General features: G+C 64.7%; 19 protein-coding genes. 12 read left to right on the forward strand and 7 right to left on the reverse strand.

Features of this window, described 5'->3' with window-relative positions; genetic code table 11:
* Position 1: 1 nt before the first annotated feature.
* The 9 genes from map (at position 2) to AC3WJD_RS15380 (ending at position 11,029) form a co-directional block, all read left to right on the forward strand.
* On the forward strand, positions 2-826 hold the full coding sequence (gene map / locus AC3WJD_RS15340) for a type I methionyl aminopeptidase (protein WP_492747568.1): 825 nt from the start codon (positions 2-4) through the stop codon (positions 824-826).
* 83 nt (positions 827-909) lie between these two features.
* Positions 910-3,072, forward strand: a complete 2,163-nt coding sequence (locus AC3WJD_RS15345; protein WP_492747569.1) for a PQQ-dependent dehydrogenase, methanol/ethanol family — start codon at positions 910-912, stop codon at positions 3,070-3,072.
* Positions 3,073-3,342: 270 nt separating this feature from the next.
* On the forward strand, positions 3,343-3,636 hold the full coding sequence (locus tag AC3WJD_RS15350; RefSeq protein ID WP_492747570.1) for a hypothetical protein: 294 nt from the start codon (positions 3,343-3,345) through the stop codon (positions 3,634-3,636).
* A 71-nt stretch (positions 3,637-3,707) separates the two neighbouring features.
* Positions 3,708-4,796, forward strand: coding sequence for a hypothetical protein (locus AC3WJD_RS15355; RefSeq protein ID WP_492747571.1), 1,089 nt, complete (start codon positions 3,708-3,710; stop codon positions 4,794-4,796).
* Positions 4,789-5,853, forward strand: coding sequence for a nucleotidyltransferase family protein (locus AC3WJD_RS15360; protein ID WP_492747572.1), 1,065 nt, complete (start codon positions 4,789-4,791; stop codon positions 5,851-5,853). The genes AC3WJD_RS15355 and AC3WJD_RS15360 overlap by 8 nt, the downstream gene beginning before the upstream one ends.
* Before the next feature lie 189 nt (positions 5,854-6,042).
* A complete protein-coding gene (locus tag AC3WJD_RS15365) occupies positions 6,043-6,381 on the forward strand; it encodes a P-II family nitrogen regulator (protein WP_119762110.1) in 339 nt (112 codons plus the stop codon).
* 73 nt (positions 6,382-6,454) lie between these two features.
* The gene (gene glnA / locus AC3WJD_RS15370) at positions 6,455-7,867 is read left to right on the forward strand and encodes a type I glutamate--ammonia ligase (RefSeq protein WP_492747573.1); all 1,413 of its coding nucleotides are present in this window, start codon (positions 6,455-6,457) and stop codon (positions 7,865-7,867) included.
* A gap of 195 nt (positions 7,868-8,062) precedes the next feature.
* Positions 8,063-9,523 carry a PQQ-dependent sugar dehydrogenase gene (locus AC3WJD_RS15375; protein ID WP_492747574.1) on the forward strand — a complete coding sequence of 487 codons (1,461 nt, stop codon included), beginning with the start codon at positions 8,063-8,065 and terminating at the stop codon, positions 9,521-9,523.
* A gap of 81 nt (positions 9,524-9,604) precedes the next feature.
* A complete protein-coding gene (locus AC3WJD_RS15380; RefSeq protein ID WP_492747575.1) occupies positions 9,605-11,029 on the forward strand; it encodes an aldehyde dehydrogenase family protein in 1,425 nt (474 codons plus the stop codon).
* A 6-nt stretch (positions 11,030-11,035) separates the two neighbouring features.
* Here AC3WJD_RS15380 and AC3WJD_RS15385 read toward each other — a convergent pair whose 3' ends face one another.
* From AC3WJD_RS15385 to AC3WJD_RS15405, 5 genes are all read right to left on the reverse strand, one after another.
* Complete coding sequence (locus AC3WJD_RS15385; protein WP_492747576.1) at positions 11,036-11,551, reverse strand: chromate resistance protein ChrB domain-containing protein; 516 nt, start codon at positions 11,549-11,551, stop codon at positions 11,036-11,038.
* 103 nt (positions 11,552-11,654) lie between these two features.
* A complete protein-coding gene (locus AC3WJD_RS15390; RefSeq protein WP_492747577.1) occupies positions 11,655-11,975 on the reverse strand; it encodes a TFIIB-type zinc ribbon-containing protein in 321 nt (106 codons plus the stop codon).
* 14 nt (positions 11,976-11,989) lie between these two features.
* On the reverse strand, positions 11,990-16,165 hold the full coding sequence (locus tag AC3WJD_RS15395) for a translocation/assembly module TamB domain-containing protein (RefSeq protein WP_492747578.1): 4,176 nt from the start codon (positions 16,163-16,165) through the stop codon (positions 11,990-11,992).
* Entirely contained in the window at positions 16,165-18,141 is a 1,977-nt protein-coding gene (locus AC3WJD_RS15400) for an autotransporter assembly complex protein TamA (RefSeq protein ID WP_492747580.1), read from the reverse strand. The genes AC3WJD_RS15395 and AC3WJD_RS15400 overlap by 1 nt, the downstream gene beginning before the upstream one ends.
* 92 nt (positions 18,142-18,233) lie before the next feature.
* Positions 18,234-18,440 carry a hypothetical protein gene (locus tag AC3WJD_RS15405; RefSeq protein WP_492747581.1) on the reverse strand — a complete coding sequence of 69 codons (207 nt, stop codon included), beginning with the start codon at positions 18,438-18,440 and terminating at the stop codon, positions 18,234-18,236.
* Positions 18,441-18,617: 177 nt separating this feature from the next.
* Between AC3WJD_RS15405 and AC3WJD_RS15410 the strand changes: the two genes are divergently transcribed.
* Positions 18,618-18,803, forward strand: a complete 186-nt coding sequence (locus tag AC3WJD_RS15410; protein WP_492747582.1) for a hypothetical protein — start codon at positions 18,618-18,620, stop codon at positions 18,801-18,803.
* Positions 18,804-18,807: 4 nt separating this feature from the next.
* Here AC3WJD_RS15410 and AC3WJD_RS15415 read toward each other — a convergent pair whose 3' ends face one another.
* Positions 18,808-19,482 carry a S24 family peptidase gene (locus AC3WJD_RS15415; protein WP_492747583.1) on the reverse strand — a complete coding sequence of 225 codons (675 nt, stop codon included), beginning with the start codon at positions 19,480-19,482 and terminating at the stop codon, positions 18,808-18,810.
* 96 nt (positions 19,483-19,578) lie between these two features.
* Here AC3WJD_RS15415 and AC3WJD_RS15420 point away from each other — a divergent pair, with 96 nt between their 5' ends.
* Entirely contained in the window at positions 19,579-19,767 is a 189-nt protein-coding gene (locus AC3WJD_RS15420) for a hypothetical protein (protein ID WP_492747584.1), read from the forward strand.
* Positions 19,764-20,078, forward strand: coding sequence for a hypothetical protein (locus tag AC3WJD_RS15425; RefSeq protein WP_492747585.1), 315 nt, complete (start codon positions 19,764-19,766; stop codon positions 20,076-20,078). The genes AC3WJD_RS15420 and AC3WJD_RS15425 overlap by 4 nt, the downstream gene beginning before the upstream one ends.
* Positions 20,079-20,210: 132 nt before the next feature.
* Here AC3WJD_RS15425 and AC3WJD_RS15430 read toward each other — a convergent pair whose 3' ends face one another.
* A complete protein-coding gene (locus AC3WJD_RS15430; protein WP_492747586.1) occupies positions 20,211-21,119 on the reverse strand; it encodes a hypothetical protein in 909 nt (302 codons plus the stop codon).

A 21,119-nucleotide genomic window follows, 5' to 3' on the forward strand; every position in this document is an offset into this window, starting at 1 on the left:
CATGACCGAATATGTCCTTGCCAGCGAAGCCAGCGCTCATACGCGCTCCCACGCCATCAAGCTCCACGGGCCCGACGGGTTCGAGGGGATGCGCAAGGCGGGCCGGCTGGCGGCCGAGGTGCTCGACGCGCTGGTGCCGCATGTCGTACCCGGCGTCACGACGGGCGAGCTCGACGACATGGTGCGCCAGCATATGCTGCGCGGCGGCGGCATTCCCGCGACACTCGGCTATCGTGGCTTCACGCACAGCTGCTGCATCTCGCTTAATCATGTCGTCTGTCACGGCATTCCGGGCGATCGCGCGCTCAAGGATGGCGACATTGCCAATATCGACGTGACGGTGATCGTCGATGGCTGGCACGGCGATACCAGCCGCATGTTCCTGGTCGGCGATGTCGGCATCAAGGCGAAGCGCCTCGTCGACGTCACCTATGAGTGCATGATGCTCGGCATCGAGCAGGCGAAGCCCGGCAACACGATGGGCGATGTCGCGCACGCGATCCAGAGCTATGCCGAAAAGCATCGCTATGGCGTGGTCCGCGATTTCTGCGGGCACGGACTCGGCCAGCTGTTTCACGACGCGCCCGAGGTCGTGCATGCGGGCCGCCCCGGCACCGGCCCCGAGCTCAAGCCCGGCATGTTCTTTACGATCGAGCCGATGATCAACATCGGCAAACCGGGCGTGAAGATGCTCGACGACGGCTGGACCGCAGTGACGCGCGACCGCACGCTTTCGGCGCAGTTCGAGCATTCGATCGGCATTACCGAGGATGGCTGCGAGATCTTCACCAAGAGCCCCAGAGACCTCGATCGCCCGCCCTATTGATCGCTCGCACGGCGTGACACGCGTGTAAGTTTCGCGCAGACTGCCTTTCCAGAATCCGTAAATACCGGATCGGGGAGGAAAACATGCGGCGTTGGCTAGGTCTGGTTGCGGTGTGTGTGCTGGCGGGATGTTCACTGTCACCTCAGGGCAATCAGAGCGAAAGCCAAAGGACGACGGGGGCCGCCAAGGTCAACGCCGCCTTCCTGACCAACGGCAACGATGGCAGCGACTGGCCCGCGGTGGGCTACAGCTATGACGAACAGCGCTACAGCCCGCTGACGCATATCAACGACGGCAATGTGGGCCAGCTCGGCATCGCCTGGTTCGCCGACCTGCCCGATGCCCGCGGGCAGGAAGCGACGCCGGTGGTGGTCGACGGGACAATGTACCTAACCGGCCCCTGGTCCAAGGTCTTCGCCTATGACGCGGCCACGGGGAAGAAGTTGTGGGAATATGATCCCCAGGTGCCAAAGGAAAAGGGCGTCGACGCGTGCTGCGATGTGGTCAATCGCGGGGTCGCGGTGTGGAAGGGCAAGCTGTTCGTCGGCACGATCGACGGCCGGCTGATCGCACTGGATGCGATCACCGGCGCGCAGCTGTGGAGCGTGCAGACCACCGACAACACAAAACCTTACACAATCACCGGCGCTCCGCGCGTGGTGAAGAACATGGTGCTGATCGGCAATGGCGGCGCCGAGTTCGGCGTGCGCGGCTATGTCACCGCCTATGACGTCAGCAATGGCGCCAGGAAATGGCGCTTCTACACGGTGCCCAATGCCGAGGGTAAGGCCGACGGGGAGCCGTCGGACGCTGTGCTCAGGATCGCAGCCAAGACCTGGTCGGCGGACGGCCAGTGGAAGCGGTCGGGCGGCGGCGGCACCGTCTGGGACGCGATCGTCTATGATGCCGAGCTCGACCAGCTCTATCTCGGTGTCGGCAACGGCAACCCGTGGAACCATGGCGTGCGGTCGCAGGGGATCGGCGACAACCTGTTCCTCTCCTCTATCGTCGCATTGAAGCCCGAGACGGGTGAATATCTGTGGCACTATCAGCAGACCCCCGCCGAGACCTGGGACTATACCGCGACCCAGCCGATCATCCTGGCGGACCTCAAGATCGGCGACCGTGTCGTCAAGGCGCTGATGCAGGCGCCCAAGAACGGCTTTTTCTTCGTGATCGACCGCACCAACGGGAAGCTGATCGGCGCCAATCCCTTCGTAAAGAACATCAACTGGGCGACCGGCTATGACCTAGCCACCGGGCGGCCGATCGAAAACCCGGCTGCCCGCTTCTACCGGACGGGAAAGCCCTTCCTCGCGTCGCCCGCGCCGATCGGCGCACATAGCTGGCAGCCGATGAGCTACAGTCCCAGGACCGGGCTGGTCTATATCCCGGCGAACGATTTCGCCTTTGCATATCTGCCGCCGCTCTCGCCCGAGGACGCGACACGCAATCCCATCGGCTTCAATACCGGCGGCAATATGAGCGAGGGGATGATCCCGCGCGACCCGGCATTCATCAAGGGCGCGATCGCCGCCACCAAGGGCGCGCTCGTCGCCTTCGACCCGGTGACGGGCAAGGAAAGGTGGCGCGCGCAATACACCACACCGTGGAATGGCGGGACGATGGCGACCGCAGGCAATCTGGTGTTCCAAGGCACCGCGCTCGGCGAGGTCCGCGCCTATGCCGCCGATACGGGCAAGCAGCTGTGGAGCCTGCCGGTCCAGTCGGGCGTGATGGCGGGTCCATCGACATTCCTCATCAGGGGCGAGCAATATGTCGCCTTCACCACCGGCCGCGGCGGCGCCTGGCCGCTGACCGCGGGCTATGCGGGCGGCGCCTATAATCGCGTGCCCAATGTGCCGCGACTGATCGTGCTCAAGCTCGGTGGCAAAGGCGTGCTCCCGTCGCTACCCCCGCAAGCTGCGCGCGTGCTGGCCCCGCCCCCGTCAACGGGCAGCCCCGCGCAGATCGCGCAGGGCAAGGCGCTCTACGGGCGCTTCTGCCAGGTCTGCCACGGCGACAGCGCTGTATCGGGCGGTGTGACGCCCGATCTGCGCCATTCAGGCACGCTGGCAGATGCGGCCACATGGAAGGGCGTAGTGGTCGACGGCATGCTAAAGGGCAATGGCATGGCGAGCTTTGCCAAGGTGCTCGATGCCTCCCGGGCCGAGTTGATACGGCTCTATATCATCGATCAAGCCAATTGGTCGGAGAAGAATACCACCATGATCGAAGTAAACTAGGTCAAAATATAGACATTTTTCATAACATATTCCTGTCTTACCGCTGACATGTAAAAGGTATTAGCACGTTTTTTTATAAAGTCAGCCAAAATCTATCAATTTGTACTATAACAATTGCATAAGTAGTGTTGAGATACTTCTCATACAAATAGATTATTTTCGATACCTCAATCGGATTTGAAATGGCTATTTTGCGACAGAGATTGACTTGCCGAACATATGCCGGAAACTTCGACGGCGGAGTGCTGAATACGACAGGAGGCGAGCATCATGGCCGAAGTTGAAGAACTGCATGCGGGCGATGATCGGAGGAACTTCCTCAAGACCTGCGGACGTTTCGCGCTGACCGTTCCACCGGCAATGACGGTGCTGCTGTCGACCTCGCTCAACTCCCCTGCCATCGCGAAATCCTCGCATGGCGGTGGCAATGGCAAGCCCAAGGGTAATAATGGCGTCGGAAACGGCCCCGACCCGCAACCCCCAGGCAACCCGCCGATCAACGACGGACCTGGCACCGGCCCGGGCAACCCTGGCAACCGCGGCGGTCCCAAGAAGAAGATCTGAACGGCGCATTGCGGGGGGCGATGCTGAGACAAGGCGCAACGGCGAACCCATCACCGGACGCCAAGGTGCGAATGCACCTTGCCGATGATACGGCGCTCGTCACGATAGGCCAGAGCCGCGCAATGTTTTCGGCGCGTCAGCAAAAGCTGTTCGCGCTCAATGAAGGCGCGCGCTTCTGGGCAGACAGGGTTCGCGGCGGCATCGACGCCGACACGCTGCACATGATTTTTACCGCACAAGAGCCGCACTTGGCCGCAGCTGCGAACCTGTTGATTCGTTGGGTGTTCGATGGCATCGCAGCCGTTGACCTCGACGCCGGCGCCTTGCCCGCCTACGCGAGCCAGACGATCAACCTCGCCGACATGGACTTTATACTGCGTTATGGCAGCCGCGATCTGGCCGATCGGATCGGCCCGATGTTTCGCCATGTCGAGCACGCGGCCGAAAATATCTCCCACCATTATGACATCATAGATTGCGGCGCCTATGTTCTCATCGCCCGCAACGGCCACGGTGCGTGCATAGCAAGACGCGCGCAGGTGGCTGCCCTGCTCAAAGGATTGATCACCGAGGACGTGCTTGCCGGCCCGGGCTCGGTCGCAGCCTTCCACGCGGCGTGTGTCATACGGTCGGGCGGCGCCATGCTGCTGCTTGCCCCCCCTGGCGCAGGCAAGACCGTATTGACGACCGCGTTGCTTGATGCCGGTCTGGGCTATGGCGGCGACGACATCACGCTGGTCCACCCCTCGGGCAAGGTTCGCGGGGTGCCCTTCCTTCCCGGCGCCAAGGCTGGGGCTTGGCGGTTGCTCGCGCATGCCGGCCGCAACCGCGAACAGACCATCGCGCATCAAAGGCTGGATTGCCGGCGGGTCCGTTACCTCATGCTGTCGGCGCCACCCGAGCGCGACTGGCTGCCCGTCCGCTGGATCGTCTCGCTTGACCGCCACCGCAGTTGCGCCGCCATGCTGACGCCACGCACGGCTGAGGACACGCTGGCCGCGCTAATCCGCGAGGGTCGATCGCATAGTGGGCGGATGTCAGCCGCGACGCTCGACGCGATGATCGCGATCGTCTCGAATGCCGACTGCCACACCTTGACCTATGCCAATGCCGATGTGGCGGCGGTGCATTGTCTCGCCGCGCTTTGCGACAATGGCTGACGCCGCAAGCCTCAGGTCGCTCATCGCGTGCATCGACAGATATCCCCCGGAAGGCATTGACTGGGACCGGTTGATTGCGTTGGCCAACCGCACGTTGACGACGGGCACGCTGGCCGAGGCCATGAAGGATTGCACGCGTCATATTCCTGCAGAGGCGGCCACATTCCTCGCGGCGGTTCGCGAGCGCGCCGCCGAGCGCAATGCCCGACTTGCCGCGCAACTCGACGAGGCGGCCGCACTGCTCAACCGCGCCGGGATACGACCGATGCCATTCAAGGGCGCGACGATGTTGTGCGAACCTTGGCGAGCGGCGGGGGCCGGGCGACTGCTTTCCGACCTGGACATCATGGTGCCGCAATCTGCGATGGCAAGTGCCGAGGCGTGCCTGGCTGCGGCGGGCTATGTGCGCCAGGATCCGGGGATATCGCCGCCCAACGCCGTCACACTGTTTCGCGAGTGCGACGTCGGTGCGATCGATCTGCATTGCCGCATCAAGGCGCACGAGATCGGCTGTGACTTCGAGGCGCTCTTGCCCCATTGCTCGCGGCACCAGCTCGACGAGGGGAGCATTTGGCTGCCGTCGCCGACGCTGCAAGCGGTGATGCTGGTGGCGCACGATCAGTTACAGGATCGCGATTATTGGCGCGGAGATATCGATCTGCGGCATCTGATCGACCTGAAATTGCTTGCCGCGACCGGGGGCGGGATCGACTGGGCGGTGCTGGCCTCTTTCTTTCCCAAGGGCTATCCGCACGCGGCGCTGATGACGCAGTTGGTCACGCTCGCGCACATCGCACGCGTCGCGGTGCCGCCGCAGCTTTCCACGCCGCTATGGCCGCGTCTCCAGTTTGGGCGGCGAATCCTGCAGATGCGATGGCCGATACTGGCATCGCCACTGACGCTGTTGACCCTCGCGCTCGACCCTCCATTTCGGAATACCGCCATTGCCGCCACTGGGCGGCAGCCCGGCTTGAATCCCCGCACTCACGGATTCGCCGCGTATGTCGAAGAACTGCAACGCCGCTTCCTGCGCCCCCGCCCAATGGGGAAAGTCTGACCTCGGAGTCGATGATTTCCAGGCCCAAACTGCCCAGAATTTAGGCATAGAGAAACGCGTTGCCGCTTAATTCGGCAATTTTTGTGCATCTGCGAAATAGTTTTCGCCAGCTTCTTGCGACTCGCGGACTGGCACGCTTATTGAAAGACGCGCGGTAAGCGTTCAGCACGGGGAGGTCCAAGAGCGCCGATGAAGAAGATCGAAGCCATCATCAAGCCGTTCAAGCTTGATGAAGTGAAGGAGGCGCTCCACGAGGTCGGCGTGTCGGGGATCACGGTGACCGAAGCGAAGGGCTTTGGCCGCCAGAAGGGTCATACCGAGCTCTACCGCGGCGCGGAATATGTCGTCGATTTTCTTCCCAAGGTGAAGCTCGAAGTCGTCGTGGAGGATGGCCTCGCGGATCGCGTGGTGGAGGCGATTGCCGCCGCCGCGCAGACCGGCCGCATCGGCGACGGCAAGATCTTCGTCATTCCGGTCGAAACCGCGCTCCGCATCCGCACCGGCGAAAGGGATGCCGACGCGATCTGATCCCGCCCCATAGTTTCCGGCACGGTTTCGGCCGTGCATCCCTCAGGTTCGTTTAAAGGAAGGCGAATACAACATGGCGAATTCAGCCGCTGACATTCTGAAGAAGATCAAGGACGAAGAGATCGAGTGGGTCGATCTCCGCTTCACCGATCCCAAGGGCAAATGGCAGCACCTGACCATGTGCGCGGGCGTGATCGACGAGGACGCGCTGACCGAAGGCCTGATGTTCGACGGATCGTCGATCGAGGGCTGGAAGGCGATCAACGAGTCGGACATGATCCTCAAGCCCGACCTGGATGCGGTCTATACCGATCCCTTCTCGGCCACGCCGATGCTGATCGCGTTCTGCGACATCGTCGAACCGGGCACTGGCGAACTCTATGCGCGTGACCCGCGCTCGACCTCGAAGCGCGCCGAAGCTTACCTGAAAGCGACCGGCATCGGCGACACCATCTATGTCGGCCCTGAAGCCGAGTTCTTCATGTTCGACGACGTCCGTTTCGAGAACAGCTACAACGCGAGCTACTACCGGATCGACGACATCGAGCTGCCGACCAACACCGGCACCAAGTACGAGACGGGCAACCTCGGCCACCGTCCGCGCGCCAAGGGCGGCTATTTCCCCGTCGCGCCCGTGGACTCGGCGGTCGACATCCGCGCCGAGATGATTTCGACCATGCTCGAAATGGGCCTGCCCTGCGACAAGCACCACCATGAGGTGGCGGCCGCGCAGCACGAACTCGGCCTGACCTTCGGCACCCTCGTCGAGACCGCCGACCGCATGCAGATCTACAAGTACGTCGTGCACCAGGTCGCGCAGGCCTATGGCAAGACCGCGACCTTCATGCCCAAACCGATCAAGGAAGATAACGGCTCGGGCATGCACACCCACATGTCGATCTGGGAAAAGGGCAAGCCGCTCTTCGCGGGCGACGGCTATGCCGGCCTGAGCGACACCTGCCTGCACTTCATCGGCGGCGTCATCAAGCACGCCAAGGCACTCAACGCCTTCACCAACCCGACCACCAACAGCTACAAGCGCCTGGTGCCGGGTTACGAGGCGCCGGTGCTGCTCGCCTATTCGAGCCGCAACCGCTCGGCGTCGTGCCGCATCCCGTACGGCACCGGCAGCAAGGCGAAGCGCGTGGAGTTCCGCTTCCCCGACGCGCTGGCCAATCCGTACCTTTGCTACGCGGCGCTGCTGATGGCGGGCCTCGACGGCATCCAGAACAAGATCCATCCCGGCGAGGCGATGGACAAGAACCTGTACGACCTGCCGCCGGCGGAGCTCGCCGAGGTTCCGACGGTCTGCGGTTCGCTCCGCGAAGCGCTCGACTCGCTCAGCGCCGACATGGACTTCCTGCTCAAGGGTGACGTGTTCACCCGCGACCAGATCGAAGCCTATATCGAGCTCAAATGGGCGGATGTGGCGCGCTGGGAAATGACCCCCAGCCCCGTCGAATACGACATGTACTATTCGGCCTGACCGGACGAAAAGCGAAACAGGAAGGCGGCGTCCCGAAAGGGGCGCCGCTTTTTGTTGGCGATTGCGTCCCCAAGATTTTTCGCGTGCATTGCACGGGCACCTCTATTGGCCCCAGACTCCGCCGACGCTACAATCAATCTGAAAAATCCTTTAATTATTGCAAGTTATCCTATATTTTGGATAGGAGTCGCGCCCATGAAAAAGACCGCACTCCTCACCGCATCGCTCCTCGTCCTCACATCCTGTGGAGGCTCGGACGGTTCGCCCGACGGCCCCGGCACGGTCCTGCCGACTCCCACGCCGACGCCGACGGCACCTCGCTTCACCTCCGCGAACACCGCGACCACGGCGGAGAATGTGGCCGCGATCTATCAGGCGACGATTTCAGGCGGCCCCGCCACCTTCGCGATCAGCGGTGGCGCCGATGCCGCCCGCTTCGCAATTACGCAGAGCGGTGCGCTCAGCTTCGTCGCCGCGCCCGACTTCGATGCGCCCCAGGATGCCGATGGCGACAATGTCTATCTGGTCCAGGTCAGCGCGACGGCGGCAGGGGTTACCGACAGGCTCGATCTGCAGGTCACCGTCACCAACAGCCGCGAAGGCATTGCGGTGCGACGCGTCGGCACTGGCTTTGCGCGCCCGCTCTATGTCGCGCCGATTCCGGGCACCAGTCACGTCTTCGTCCTCGAAAAAGATGGCAAGGTCTTTGACCTCGATCCCGCGAACGGCGCCAAGACGCTGCTCTTCACGGTCGGCAATCTTTCGGTCGACAATGAACGCGGGCTGCTCGGCATCGCGACGCAATCCGACTATCAGACCACGCGCAAGGCGTTCGTCGTCGCGACGGCGGCCGACGGCACCGTCGAGGTGCGTGAATACAGCACGGTCGCGCCCTTCGGCTATACCGTCATCCTGAGCGTGCCGCACCCCAACGCCAACCATAATGGTGGCTGGATCGAGTGGGGCCCCGACGGCAACCTCTACGTCTCGATCGGCGACAACGGCACCGGCATGGCCGCGCAGGATCCCAATTCGCGCCTCGGCAAGATCCTGCGGATCGCGCGCAATTCGGGTGCCGGCGCGCCCTATGTTCCCGCGCCCGGCAACCCCTATCTCGGCGGCGGCGGCGATCCCTATGTCTTCGCGATAGGCTTCCGCAATCCCTTCCGCGCCTCTTTCTACAATAACGGGCTGCTGATCGGCGATGTCGGTGAAGGCGGGGTCGAGGAGGTCGATTTCGTCAGGCTCAACAATGCCGGGCTCAATTTCGGTTGGCCGTTCAAGGAGGGCACCCGCCAGAACCAGGCCAATCCCCCCGCTGGGCTGATCGATCCCGTCACCGAATATCAGCACGGCACCGGCCCGCGTCAGGGCAATTCGATCACCGGCGGCTATGTCTATCGCGGCCCGGTCACTTCGCTGGTCGGGAGCTATGTCTTCGCCGATTTCGTCAGGGGCCATATCTGGACGGTGCCGGCATCGGCGCTACTCGCGGGCGGCGTGCTGCCCAGCTCGACCTACCAGCGCCGCAACACCGATTTCACGCCCGATGTCGGGACGATCAATGCGATCGCCTCGTTTGGCGAGGATGCGGCGGGCAACCTCTATATCGTCGACATCGCCGACGGCGAGATTTTCGAAGTGGTGCCCGGCTGAGACCAGCCGATCAGTCCCGTCTTGCAACCGGCTTCGGGTGCCGCCATCTAGTTTCCGCACCATCCAGGACGGAGAGAGATCATGGACAGCTACCTCAAGCATTATATCGACGGCGCGTGGGTCGAGAGTGTCGGGGGCAAGCGCCATGAAGTGATCAGCCCATCGACCGAGGAAGCCTGCACCGAGATCACGCTCGGCACGCCGGCCGATGTCGATGCGGCGGTCAAGGCCGCGCGCAAGGCATATGAGAGCTTCAGCCAGACGACACGTGAGGAACGGCTGACGTTGCTCGGCCGCATCGTCGAGGAGTTCAAGAAGCGTGCCCCCGATCTGGCGCGTTCGATGGCGAACGAGATGGGCGCACCTGTCAGCTTTGCGGGCACCGCGCAGGTCGGCGCGGGGATCGGCGGCTTCATGGGCACGATCGGCGCGCTCAAGGATTTCCAGTTCAGCGAGAAGCTGGGCGCCAATCTTGTGGTCTATGAGCCGATCGGCGTGGTGGGGATGATCACCCCCTGGAACTGGCCGCTCAACCAGATCGCGCTCAAGGTCGCGCCCGCGCTCGCCGCGGGCAACACGATGATCCTGAAGCCTTCAGAGGAATGCCCGGGCAATGCTGCGATCTTCGCCGAGATCCTCGACGCGGCGGGCGTCCCGCCGGGCGTATTCAACCTCGTCCAGGGCGATGGCCCCGGCGTCGGCGCAGCGATCTCGGCGCATCCGGGCATCGACATGGTGAGCTTCACCGGGTCGACGCGCGCGGGCATCCTCGTCGCCAAGGCGGCAGCGGACACGGTCAAGCGCGTCCATCAGGAACTGGGTGGCAAGTCGCCTAATATCGTGCTGCCGGGATCCAATCTGCCTGAAGTGCTGCCGGCCACCGCCGCGGGCGTGCTCGTCAACACCGGCCAGAGCTGTATCGCGCCCACGCGCGTGCTGGTCCACAAGGATCAGGTCGCCGAGGCGACCGGCGTCATCAAGGCGATGTTCGACAAGACCGAGGTGGGCGATCCCCTCGCCGAGGGCGGCCATATCGGTCCCGTCGTCAACAAGGCGCAGTATGACAAGATCCAGGGGTTGATCCAGTCGGCAATCGACGAGGGTGCGACGCTCGAGGCGGGCGGCACTGGCCTGCCCGGCAATGTCAATCGCGGCTACTACATCAAGCCCACGGTGTTCTCGGGCGTTACCCCGGATATGCGGATCGCGCGGGAAGAAATTTTCGGGCCCGTCGCGACAGTCATGTCCTATGGCGACCTCGACGAGGCGGTCGCGATCGCGAACGACACTGATTACGGCCTGTCGGCGGTGATCACGGGCGACCCCACCAAGGCCGCCGAAGTCGCGCCCAAGCTGCGCGCGGGCATGGTGGCGGTCAACAGCTGGGGCCCCGCGCCCGGCGCGCCGTTCGGCGGTTACAAGCAGTCGGGCAATGGCCGCGAGGGCGGGTTGTTCGGCCTCAAGGACTTCATGGAGGTCAAGGCGATCAGCGGCATCCCCGCCTGATCCCGATCACGCGCGCGGGGGTTGCCAGCTATGGCGCTCCCCGCGCGCATGAACCGCCCAAGCATAAAGCGCGTCATAGAGCAGGCAACCGCGTTCGAGCAGCGCGTGATCGTCATCGATGCTTGCAGCCATGCCGAGGGCCAGCGCATGCAGCCCCGCCGCCTCGGGCGCGAGGTCGTGCCGATCGGTGTCCGCGCCGCGGATGATCGGCGCAATTGCCTGCAACCCCCGATCGTCGAGCGCGAAGCGGCTGAGGAACGCGTCGAAGCTGCACAGTTCCCCGACATGCGAGAATTCGGCGCCGGGGATGTCATAGGCGACAGCGCCTTCACGCTCCGCCGCTTCGAAGACCTCTGGCGTCGGAACATAGAGAAATTCGGCATCGGCATCGATGAAGCGCCGGATCAGCCAGGGGCAGGCGATGCGATCGATCTTCGGTCGCTCGCGCGTCACCCATTTGCTGGGCCGACGATCGGCAAAGAGGCTGTCGAGAACGGATTCGATATGCGTGGTCGTTGCCATGTGCGTGCTCCTTTGCCCCACAGGGCATGGAGCGGGACTTGGACGACCATCGCCTGAACGGGCGCCCGCGCTGCCCGTGCCACATTCATAGCACAGAACGCCCCTAGTCGAAAATCTCCTCGAGCCAGGATTTGCGCTTTTTGTAATGGCGCGGGTCGTGATGGCGGCCGTGATAGCGGTCGTCCGAATAGCGGTCGTGCCCGCCCCACGGCTTTTGCTGCTGCGGGGGAGAAGCTTGTTGCGGCGCCGAAGGCGCGACGGCCGCAGAGCTGCGCTCGATGATCTTGTCAAGTTCGCCGCGATCGAGCCAGATGCCGCGGCACTGCGGGCAGTAGTCGATCTCGATGCCCTGGCGGTCGCTCATTGCGAGACCAACCTTGCACACGGGACATTGCATCGCGGAGACGGCTTCGGGAGTACGCATACTTGCTCCTTGGTTCAGTAATCTTTCGAGACGCGCACGTTCACACTCTGCCGCCCCAGTGTAGAGATGCTGCCAAGCAGCGACAACCAGCGGGTGATCTGGAACTCGACGCGCGTCGCCGAATAGCCCTGGCCGTCGGTGATCACCTCGACATAGGTCCGCCGCGTCAGATATTTGCCCGCGGCGACCGAGGTGTTTTGCCCCGTCGTGGTGTCGGCGGGAAGGATGCGGAGGCGATCGAGCCCCGCCGCCTGTCGCACCGCATTGATCGGGTTCAGGCCGCCGCCGCCGCCTTGCAGCGCGGCGACGGCGGCAGCCAGCTGAAGTGCCTCGGGTGCGGACAGATTGGTGATCGAGGTGCCGAACAGCAGCCGCGACAGCAGTTCGTCCTCGGGCATCGCAGGGATGCTGGCGAAGTTGATCTGTGGTCGCAGCCCGGTGCCCGTGACGCGGATGGTCGCGGCAAGCCCCTGCACCGTTGCCTGCGCTACGATATCGAGCACCGGATCCGGCGGGCTGTTGCCGTTGAAACGGATCGTGCCGCGTTCGAGGTCGAAGCGCCGCCCCGCGAATTCGTAGCCGCCACGGATCAGGTCGGCGCGGCCGGTGATCGCGGGCGCTTCGACGGTACCGCCCAGATCAAGATCCGCGCGCCATTCGCTGTCGAGGCCAAGTCCCGTCACCAGCAGCCGATTGCGCGCATCGGCCTTGATGTCGAGCCGCCACGGCACCGCCGCCTGTGGCCGCTCGATCTCGTCGCCTGCGCGGTTGAGCTCGATCACTTTCAGCCGTGGGATCGCCTGCGCGGCGCTGGCGCGGCCGAGCACGAAGCGGCTCGTCACCAGATCCAGCTCACCCGAGATCACGCCGCCGCGTCCGTCGGAACGGATGGCGATCGGGCCGGTCACCGTAGCGCCGATATCGTCGCGGTTGAGCAGCACCGCATTCTTGGCGGTGATCGCAAGGTCGATGCCGAAGCCCTCGGCACCGCCCAGATTGAAGCGTCCGCGCCCCGTGACGGAGCCGCCCTGCCCCGCGGTCGCGCTCAGCTGGTCGAGCACGAGCTGCGAACCGCTGAACCGGCCGCTCGCCTTCACATTGGTAAGCAGCGTGCCGGTGACGGTGCTTTCGAGCCGCGCATTCTCGGTCCGCACCGAGCCGCGGATCACGGGATCGGCAAGCCGCCCGGTAACATCGGCGCCGATGGCCACCGGACCCGACAGGTCGAAAACCTCCACCCCGGTCAATCGCCACAGCGTGTCGGCGGCGCCGTTGTAGCGCACCTGCGCGAAGAGCGGCGCATTCTGGAGGCGCGTCATCAGGTCGCCGCCGCCGGCCAGCGGTGCGATGCGTGCCTGTGCGCGGCCGATCGTCTTGCCCCCGCTGGCCGCGACCGCGCGCGCCGCAAGCTTGGTGCCGTCGAGAATGGCGGTGAGGCCGAGGTCGATGGGCTTTGACGACAGCAACAGACCCGAGCGGCTGAGCCCGCGCACGCGCAGATCGGCGCGTCCCGTCGGCTCGGTGGTCGCGCTCTGCTGCCGGTAGTCGAGCTTGCCTGTCGCAACGCCGCCCAGGCCAAGCTCGGGCCAGATCATGTCGAGTACCGAGAGCGGCATGCGTTCAAAGGTCGCGTTGATCTCGTTGGGGCCGCCGCCGAACAATCCCGCGACCCTGACCCCGCCGCCGTTGAAACTGAGCGCGGTCGGCGCGAGCCGCCAGCCGTCTTCCTCACGCGTCAAAACCGCCGGCCCTGCCAGCTTGACGGGCCGCTGGTCGATCGTTCCCTCGCCCGTGATGCTGAACCGGTCGTGCGCAATGTCCGCGGCAAGCCGCAGATCGAACGCGCGGCCGCGCGCGCCGCGGACGAGCGCGTTGACCTGCCCCGCTCCGCGCTTGAGCTGGGCGGTGCCCTGGAGGCGCGACAGCGCGATCGCACCGCGGCGGACGCCCCTCAAGTCGAAGTCGGCGTCAATCGCGGTGCCCTCGGGATCGAGCAGCATCGTCGCCTGGACGCGGCCGCGGCGGATCGCGATTTCGGGCGGGCCTTCGAAGCGCGCGCCGCGCGCGGTGAGGTCGGCGACAATCTGCTGAATTCCGCTCACCGGCGCGAAGGCAAGGCTGCCCGCAAGACCGCCGCCATCAATATCGAGCCGGCCGTCGAAACCGCCGGGCAGGCTCCTCAGCTGCCCCTTTGCGGTGGTACCCGAGACCTTGAGTTCTGCGATCGCGATTGTAGCGGGCTCCCCCTTGGGCAGCAGAATCGCACCGTTGCTGGTGAAGGGCCCCAGCGTCGATCCGCCCGCGGCCTGATAGGCGAATCCCTCGTTGGTCGGATCGAGCTTCAGTTGGACATTGCTGAGGCCCAGCGCATCCATCGGCTGCGCAAGCACGATGTCGAGCTTTGGCCGGTCGATCTGACCGTCGAGCTTCAGGCTGAACGGTCCATATTGCTGCTGGCGGCCGCTGCCCTCGAAATGGAAGCTGCCATCGCGGCGGCGGATGCCATTGCCCGTCAGGCTGATCGCGGGTGCGATGAGCCTGAGTCCGCGAAGATAGAGGATGCCGTCGGGCCCACGTTCGAGCCCCGTCGTGATGACGGGGAGGCCGCCTGCCAGACCGCGCAGGAACGCGTTGTCGAAACGGCGAACCCAGGCCTGCCCCCTGCCGACGATGCGCGTGCCCTTGCCGCCGGGGCCCGGCACGACCTTGAAATCGGCCTTGACGTCGACGATGCCGAGGCCGGGGATGAGATAGCGGTTGAGCTGTCCGGTCAGGCTGACGTCGTAACGGCCGGTGAGCAGATCGAGGAAGACCGAGATCTTGCTACGGAGCTTGTCCGAGCGGAGCTGGAGGCCGTCGCCGGTCACGGTCTTGGAAGTGACCTTCAGAATGCCCTCTACCGACAGATTGGCGAGGATGCCGCCCGCAACGTCGCCCACGCCGGTGACGCGGCGCGCGGTGAGTTTTACCGGCAACGTGATCGGCGCCCTGGACAGTCTCCCCTTCCCCGCGGCACGGACCTGCTCGAACCCCGTCTGGTCGAAGGCGAGATGGGGCGCGGTGAGCAGATATTCGAAGCGCGCGGTCGCGAATGGCCCATCGAACAGCGTCTGCAGCTTGATGCCGCGACCAGTCATGTTGGGAAACAGCGCGCGCGGCTGCAGCAGGTCTGCGGTGACGCGCATGTCATCGAGCGAAGAACGCGCCAGATCGACGATGCCGTCGGCCTTCACGATCAGCGCCTTGGCGCGTAGCGCGAGCTCCAGGTCGAACCGGCGATTGGCAAGCGTGCCACGCCCGGCGACCGCGATCCGCGGTGCAGTCAGCCGCGCGACCTTGCCCTGGCTGACCGCGGACGGGACGAGTGTACCCGCGAGCGAATAAACGCCCTCGGTCACGCCCAGCTTGAGATCGACGACGCGCTTGTCGGACATATCGACGAGCGCGGTGCCTTGCCAGCGTTTCCAGCGGCCGTCGCCCTTGATCACTGCCTTGATCGGGCGCTCGGTGCCGAGCAGCTTGCCGAACACGCTGCGCGCGGGTGCATCGAGATTCAGGTCGATATCGAAGCGGTCGCGATCGGGCTCGGCGTCGAGGAGAAGCGTGAGCCGGTCGCCGCCCTCCTCGACCAGCGCATTGAGATCGACCTTGGCGCGGCCCGAACGGATGTCGGCCGATCCCGCGAGCCGGCCGATCCGGCGCTGACCCGCGACCGCAGGTTCGATCCGCAGGCGATCTATGCGGAGCTCGCCGATGCGGATATCGAAGCCGGGCAGGATCGGCCCCGGCTTTTCGGGCGGGATGAACTTGGGCGCCTTGTGCAGCGTCGCGAGCGGTGCGGTTGCACTGGTGATGTCGAGCGTGTTGTTGAGCCAGGCGATCGGCGTCCAGTCCAGCCGCACATCTGGCGAGTCGAACAGAAGCCCTTGGGAATCGTAGATGCGCAGGTCGCGTAGCCGTGCCTTGCTGTAGATCGACCCGTCGATCCGGCCGATCTTGATACGCAGGCCCGATTTGGGCGCAAGCCGTTCGATCCGGTCGATAAGGAAGCGGTGCCCCGGATCGGTGTCGATTGCCCAGAGCGCGACAAAAGCCAGCAGCAGCAACCCGAGAACGGCGCCGACGAGCCAGGTGATGGCTCGGCCCCAGCGATTGCGGCGCGGCGTGACGGGGGCGGTCTCGTCCACCATCAGAAGGCCTGTCCCAGCGAGACATAGACCGCAATCTTGGGGTCACCCGGCTGCGGATTGATCGGCGTGCCGACATCGACGCGGATCGGGCCGAAATTGGTGTAATAGCGCGCACCGATGCCCGCGCCGAAGCGCATATTGCCGAAATCGGGGGTACTGTCGGTGCTGATGCTGCCCGCATCGATAAAGGGCACGACGCCGAAATTGCCGAAGCGGACGCGCGCCTCGAGCGAGAATTCGGCCAGCCCCTTGCCGCCGATGGGGTTATTCTCGGCATCGCGCGGACCGATGCTCTGATAGCTGTAACCGCGCACCGATCCGCCGCCGCCTGCATAAAAGCGCCGCGAAGGCGCCACCGTGTCGCGATCGACGCCGACGATCGTCCCGAGCCGCGTCCGCCCGGCAATCACGACACGATCGCTGACCGGGTAATAGGCGCTCGCGTCGAGCTGGGCCTTCAGATAGCCGTGGAAGCCGTCCTGAAGCGACCCTTCGGGCGAGACGCGTCCGGTCAGGCGGAAACCCTTGGACGGATTGAGCAGGTCGTCCGACCCGTCATAGGTGAGGAAGGATGGCAGCGCCGCAATGTAGTAGGTCCGTCGGCTGGTGTCGGTCGTCGAGCCCTCGCGCCCTCGCTCCTTCGACGCGATCAACTCCGCGCCGAGCGACCATGTCCATTTCTTCTGGAAGATGATGTTGGTTTGTCGCTCGAGGCTTCCGGAGACCGCGAAGGTACGGGCATCATAGGCGTCAACATCGACATGGCTGGCGGCGATCTGGGCATTGAGCACCCGATCGCGCTTCCTGAAGTTGTTCCTGCGGAACTGGACGCTGAACAGCTGCTCCTTCGTGCCGGCGACACCGCGCACGGTCAGCGCGCCTTCGGGCTTGATGAAATTGCGGTGCTGCCAGCTTGCCTCGAGCCGCACGCCCTCGCCGGTGCCATAGCCAAGCTCGCCCGCAATCGTGCGCACGGGTGCGGGCTCGACCGCCACCGCCACGTCAACGCTGTCGGGCGTAGCTCCGGGAACGACCTCCACCTTGGCTGTGGAGACCAGCCCGGTCTGGATCAGCGCGCGGCGCAGGTCGTCGATGTCCGCGGCGTCATAGGGCTCGCCAGGCTTGAAGCGCGCGATGCGCTGGACATGACGCGCGCTGAAGATGTCGTCATTGGCGAGCGTGACCTTGCCAAAGGTGCGCGGCGTGCCGGGATCGACATTGACGACGAGCTTGACCGTGCGATCCTCGTGGTCGACGACGACCTCGGGCTCCTCGATCTTGGCGAAGGGAAAGCCTTCACGACCGATCTTGGTGCGCAACGCGGCTTCGCCCGCAAGCACCGCGTCCGAGTTGACCGGATCATTCTCGGAGATCTTGAAGGCCTCGCGCAGACCAGCAGCCTTGTCGCCCGCCTTTTCGAGACCGCGCAGCTCCACATCGGTGAAGCGGTAGATCTCGCCCGGCTCGACGGTCAGTACGACCAGCAGATGGCCATTGGTCCCGGTCTCGACCTTGGTGGCGACGCGGGCGTCATAATAGCCCGCGGCGCGCAGGATCGTTTCGAGCAGTTCCTGATCCTCGTCGGCGCGCCGGTTGATCTGCGCAACATTCGCCGGCTTGCCCCTGCCCTGCTCGAGCGTGGAGAGCGCCTTGAAACGCGCGCGCATCACGTCGGATTCGATCTTGTCGAGCCCGTCGACGCGGACGTCATAGCGGCGTTCATCGGTGATCTCGACTGCGACGGGCTGTCCCGTTTGCGCCTCGGTGCCCTGCGGCAGATCGGGCATGTCTTCGAGATCAGGCCATTCGACACCGAAATCGGGCATATCGGTCATCGGCGCTTCGGGATCGAACATCGGCTCTTCGGTTGGCACCTCCTGCTCCTGCTGCGCATATGCGGGCACGCTCGTGCCGCATATGATGAGCACAGCCAGCGCGGACGCTCGAGCGCAGGGCTGCGGGAGGTTGAGACGCATGCGCTTTTGTTAGCGGGACTTTATGCGTCCCGCCAGCGCCCAACCGCCGCGCATCATGCGGTCAGGGCGCAAATGCCACAATTGGTCACGATTCAGTGAACGACCTTGGGTGCTTCGTCGATCGACAGGTGCACGATCAGCCGTTCGATCTGCCGCCAGCGGCAGAAATTGCGGACATTGCCGCGATCGCGGCTGATATCGGCGCGCGCCGCCGCCTCGAAGCCGGCATCGTCGCCAAAGCGCGCCATCAGGCTGACGGCTTCCTCATAGGCTGCACGATCCGTAACATAAGGCAGCATGGCCAATCCCCTCGGCGTATCCGGCAATGCCCTATCAAGAGCCGTGCCATGCCGGACGCGCAAGACGGGTCGCGCGACACAATGGTCAACGCCGCATTAGCCCAATGCCGTTTCGGGACAGTCGCCCCGCATCGGGACGGCTGGTGTGCCGCGCCGGGACGTGGCAAGGGCGTCGCCATGACCGACAAACCCACTTCGCCTTCCCCGATCGCGGGCGGCGCGGCCATCGCGCTCTGCACCATCCTTGGCGTCATCGTCGGCGCCGTTCGCGGCCAGCCTTCGCTTGGCTTTCTCGCAGGGGTTGGCCTAGGTGTCGCGATCGCGGTCGCGGTATGGCTGTGGGACCGCAGTCGCCGCAGCTAATTGGTCAGTTGATCTTGCGCCCTGCCCAGACAACGCGGCCGATCACCGTGACCGTGTCCGGGTTACAGTCGACCCAGTCGGGATAGGCGGGATTGTCGCTGCGGATGGTAAAGCGCCGCCCCGACGGGTTGACCGCCAGCCGCTTGACGATCAGCGCATCCTCGATGCGCAGCACGTAGATGCCATCGCGCAGCCGGTCGACGCCGTCGCTGCGATCAACGAGGATCTCGTCGCCGTCGGCAAGCGTGGGCGCCATCGAATCCCCCTGCACCGCGATCATCGACAAGCCTGTCGGATTGCCGCCGACCAGCGCGCGCAGCCACCCCGCCTGAAACGCCAGATTGACCTGCACCCGGTCCTCCGCGCCGAGAGCGCCCGGCCCAGCTGACGCGCCGACGTCAAGCCGCGGCACCAGGATCAGATCGGGCGCAGCCGGTTGCGAGGATCGCCCTGCCGGCCCCCTCGACCGTGCCGGCCCGCCCAGCAGCGCCTCCTCGACACCGAAATATTCGGCGAGCACGCGACGGTCATCCTCGTCGAGCTTCTTGGGAACGCCGCGCTTGATGAACTGCTGGATATAGGCGGGATTGCGCCCGATCATGCGCGACAAAGAGGAAAAATCCTCTCCGCGATCGCGAATAAGCGCCTCAAGATAGGTGCGGATTTCTACCGGCTCCATGACCACATGATACAGATAGGAAAATTCCTAGACAAGTAGGAAAATGAGGAACAAACAGGGAACATATCTTGGTGATTCTCAATATGGAGGCGAAGGATGCACCTGCTCAGGCGGATCGAAAGGCATTTGCGGCGGCACGCGATCCCGGCCACGCGCTTCGGGCGCGAGGCTGTTCGCGATCCCCGGCTCGTCCACGACCTGCGCAACGGCCGCGAGCCGGGCGCGCGGCTCACCGCACGCGTGACGCACTATATGGACGAGATCGATGCGGGAGCGGGTATATGAGCAACGCACACCATATGCTCACACGGCGACTCCACGCCTATTTCGGCGCGCACGGCCTGGCCCCGCAGCTGCGCGCGAGCCGGAGCGAGCGCTGGGCGAGCGCGACCTTTTCGGGCGCGCGTCATCATTTCGATTTCGCGCTGGACGACGGCGGCCAAGGCGCGCGCGATAGCCTTGGCCAAGCGGGCACGGCGATCAGCGACGCCGATTTCAGGCTGCCCGGACATATCCTTGCGGATATTGGCCTGGTGACGTTCGGCGAAACGGCGACGTGCTTCGCGATCGAGGCATTGACGGTGGAGGCGGCGTGAAAGATTGCTAGAGCCTGATCGTTTGAGGTGGAAGCACTATGCGCTTCCGCCGAAAGCGTGAATCAGACTCTATTCAAAGAGTTGAGACCTTGATTCACGTTTCAGACCGATTCAGCCTGAAACGATCAAGGTCTAGCGGCTGAGCGCGCTCATCCGCCGCAATGTGCCGAGCGCATCGCGCAGCGCCTCATCCATGTCGCCGAGTGACTGGGACGGTGCGGCAGGGCGCGGCTCGGGTGCCGCGGCGACGGGCGTCGGCTCGACGCGACGGCGGCGTTCGAGCCCGGCTTCGAGACGATCGAGCAGTTCCATCAGCGTCAGGGCGCCCTGATCGACCGGCATCTGTGCGGCCGCGGCATAGACGGGGACGGGTTCGGCGATGGGTTCCGCGAAGACCGCGTCCGCCTCTACCGGCGCGAATTCGGCGAGTTCCGCGAATTCGGGCTCATCGGCGCTGTCATAGGTCTTGTCTTCGTCGAACTCCGACCGCAGCGCGGGCAAGGGCGGCGGGACCTGCCACATGGCGCGCGCGATCGGCGAAAGGTCGAGCAGCTCGGGCTGTTCCTCGACGACCGCGTCAACGAGCTCATAGGGCGCATCGACAATCTCGACCGACGGGACTTGTTCCTCGGCCTTCGCCATTGCGCCAAGATCGCTCTCGGCAAAGATCGGGCGACGGGGCTCTGCGCCCTCAAACGCGGCGAGCACGCGACGACGTGGCGTGACCTCTTCGGTCGCCAGCGGTTCGGCGCGGCCGCGCCGTGGCAGCGCACGCGCGACGCGATCGGCCAACGTCAGCCCCGCGGCGGTCAGCGTCATCGCGAGGACCGCCCCGCCGATCGCGAACAGCGCGCGTGCGGTGATGCCGAGCGGCGGTGCCGCAGCGGGCACGAGCGCGGAAAGCCCGCTTGCCGTCACCAGCGCCTCGATCAGTCCCATCGGCGCAAGCAGCGCTGCGGCGGCGACCGCCGACCCCGCGAAGACCGCCATCAGGAACGGAATCGGGAGCGACTTGCCCAATTTGAACGCGAGCGATGCCAT

This window comes from Sphingobium sp. FW306-1B-F04DB (assembly GCF_058781925.1).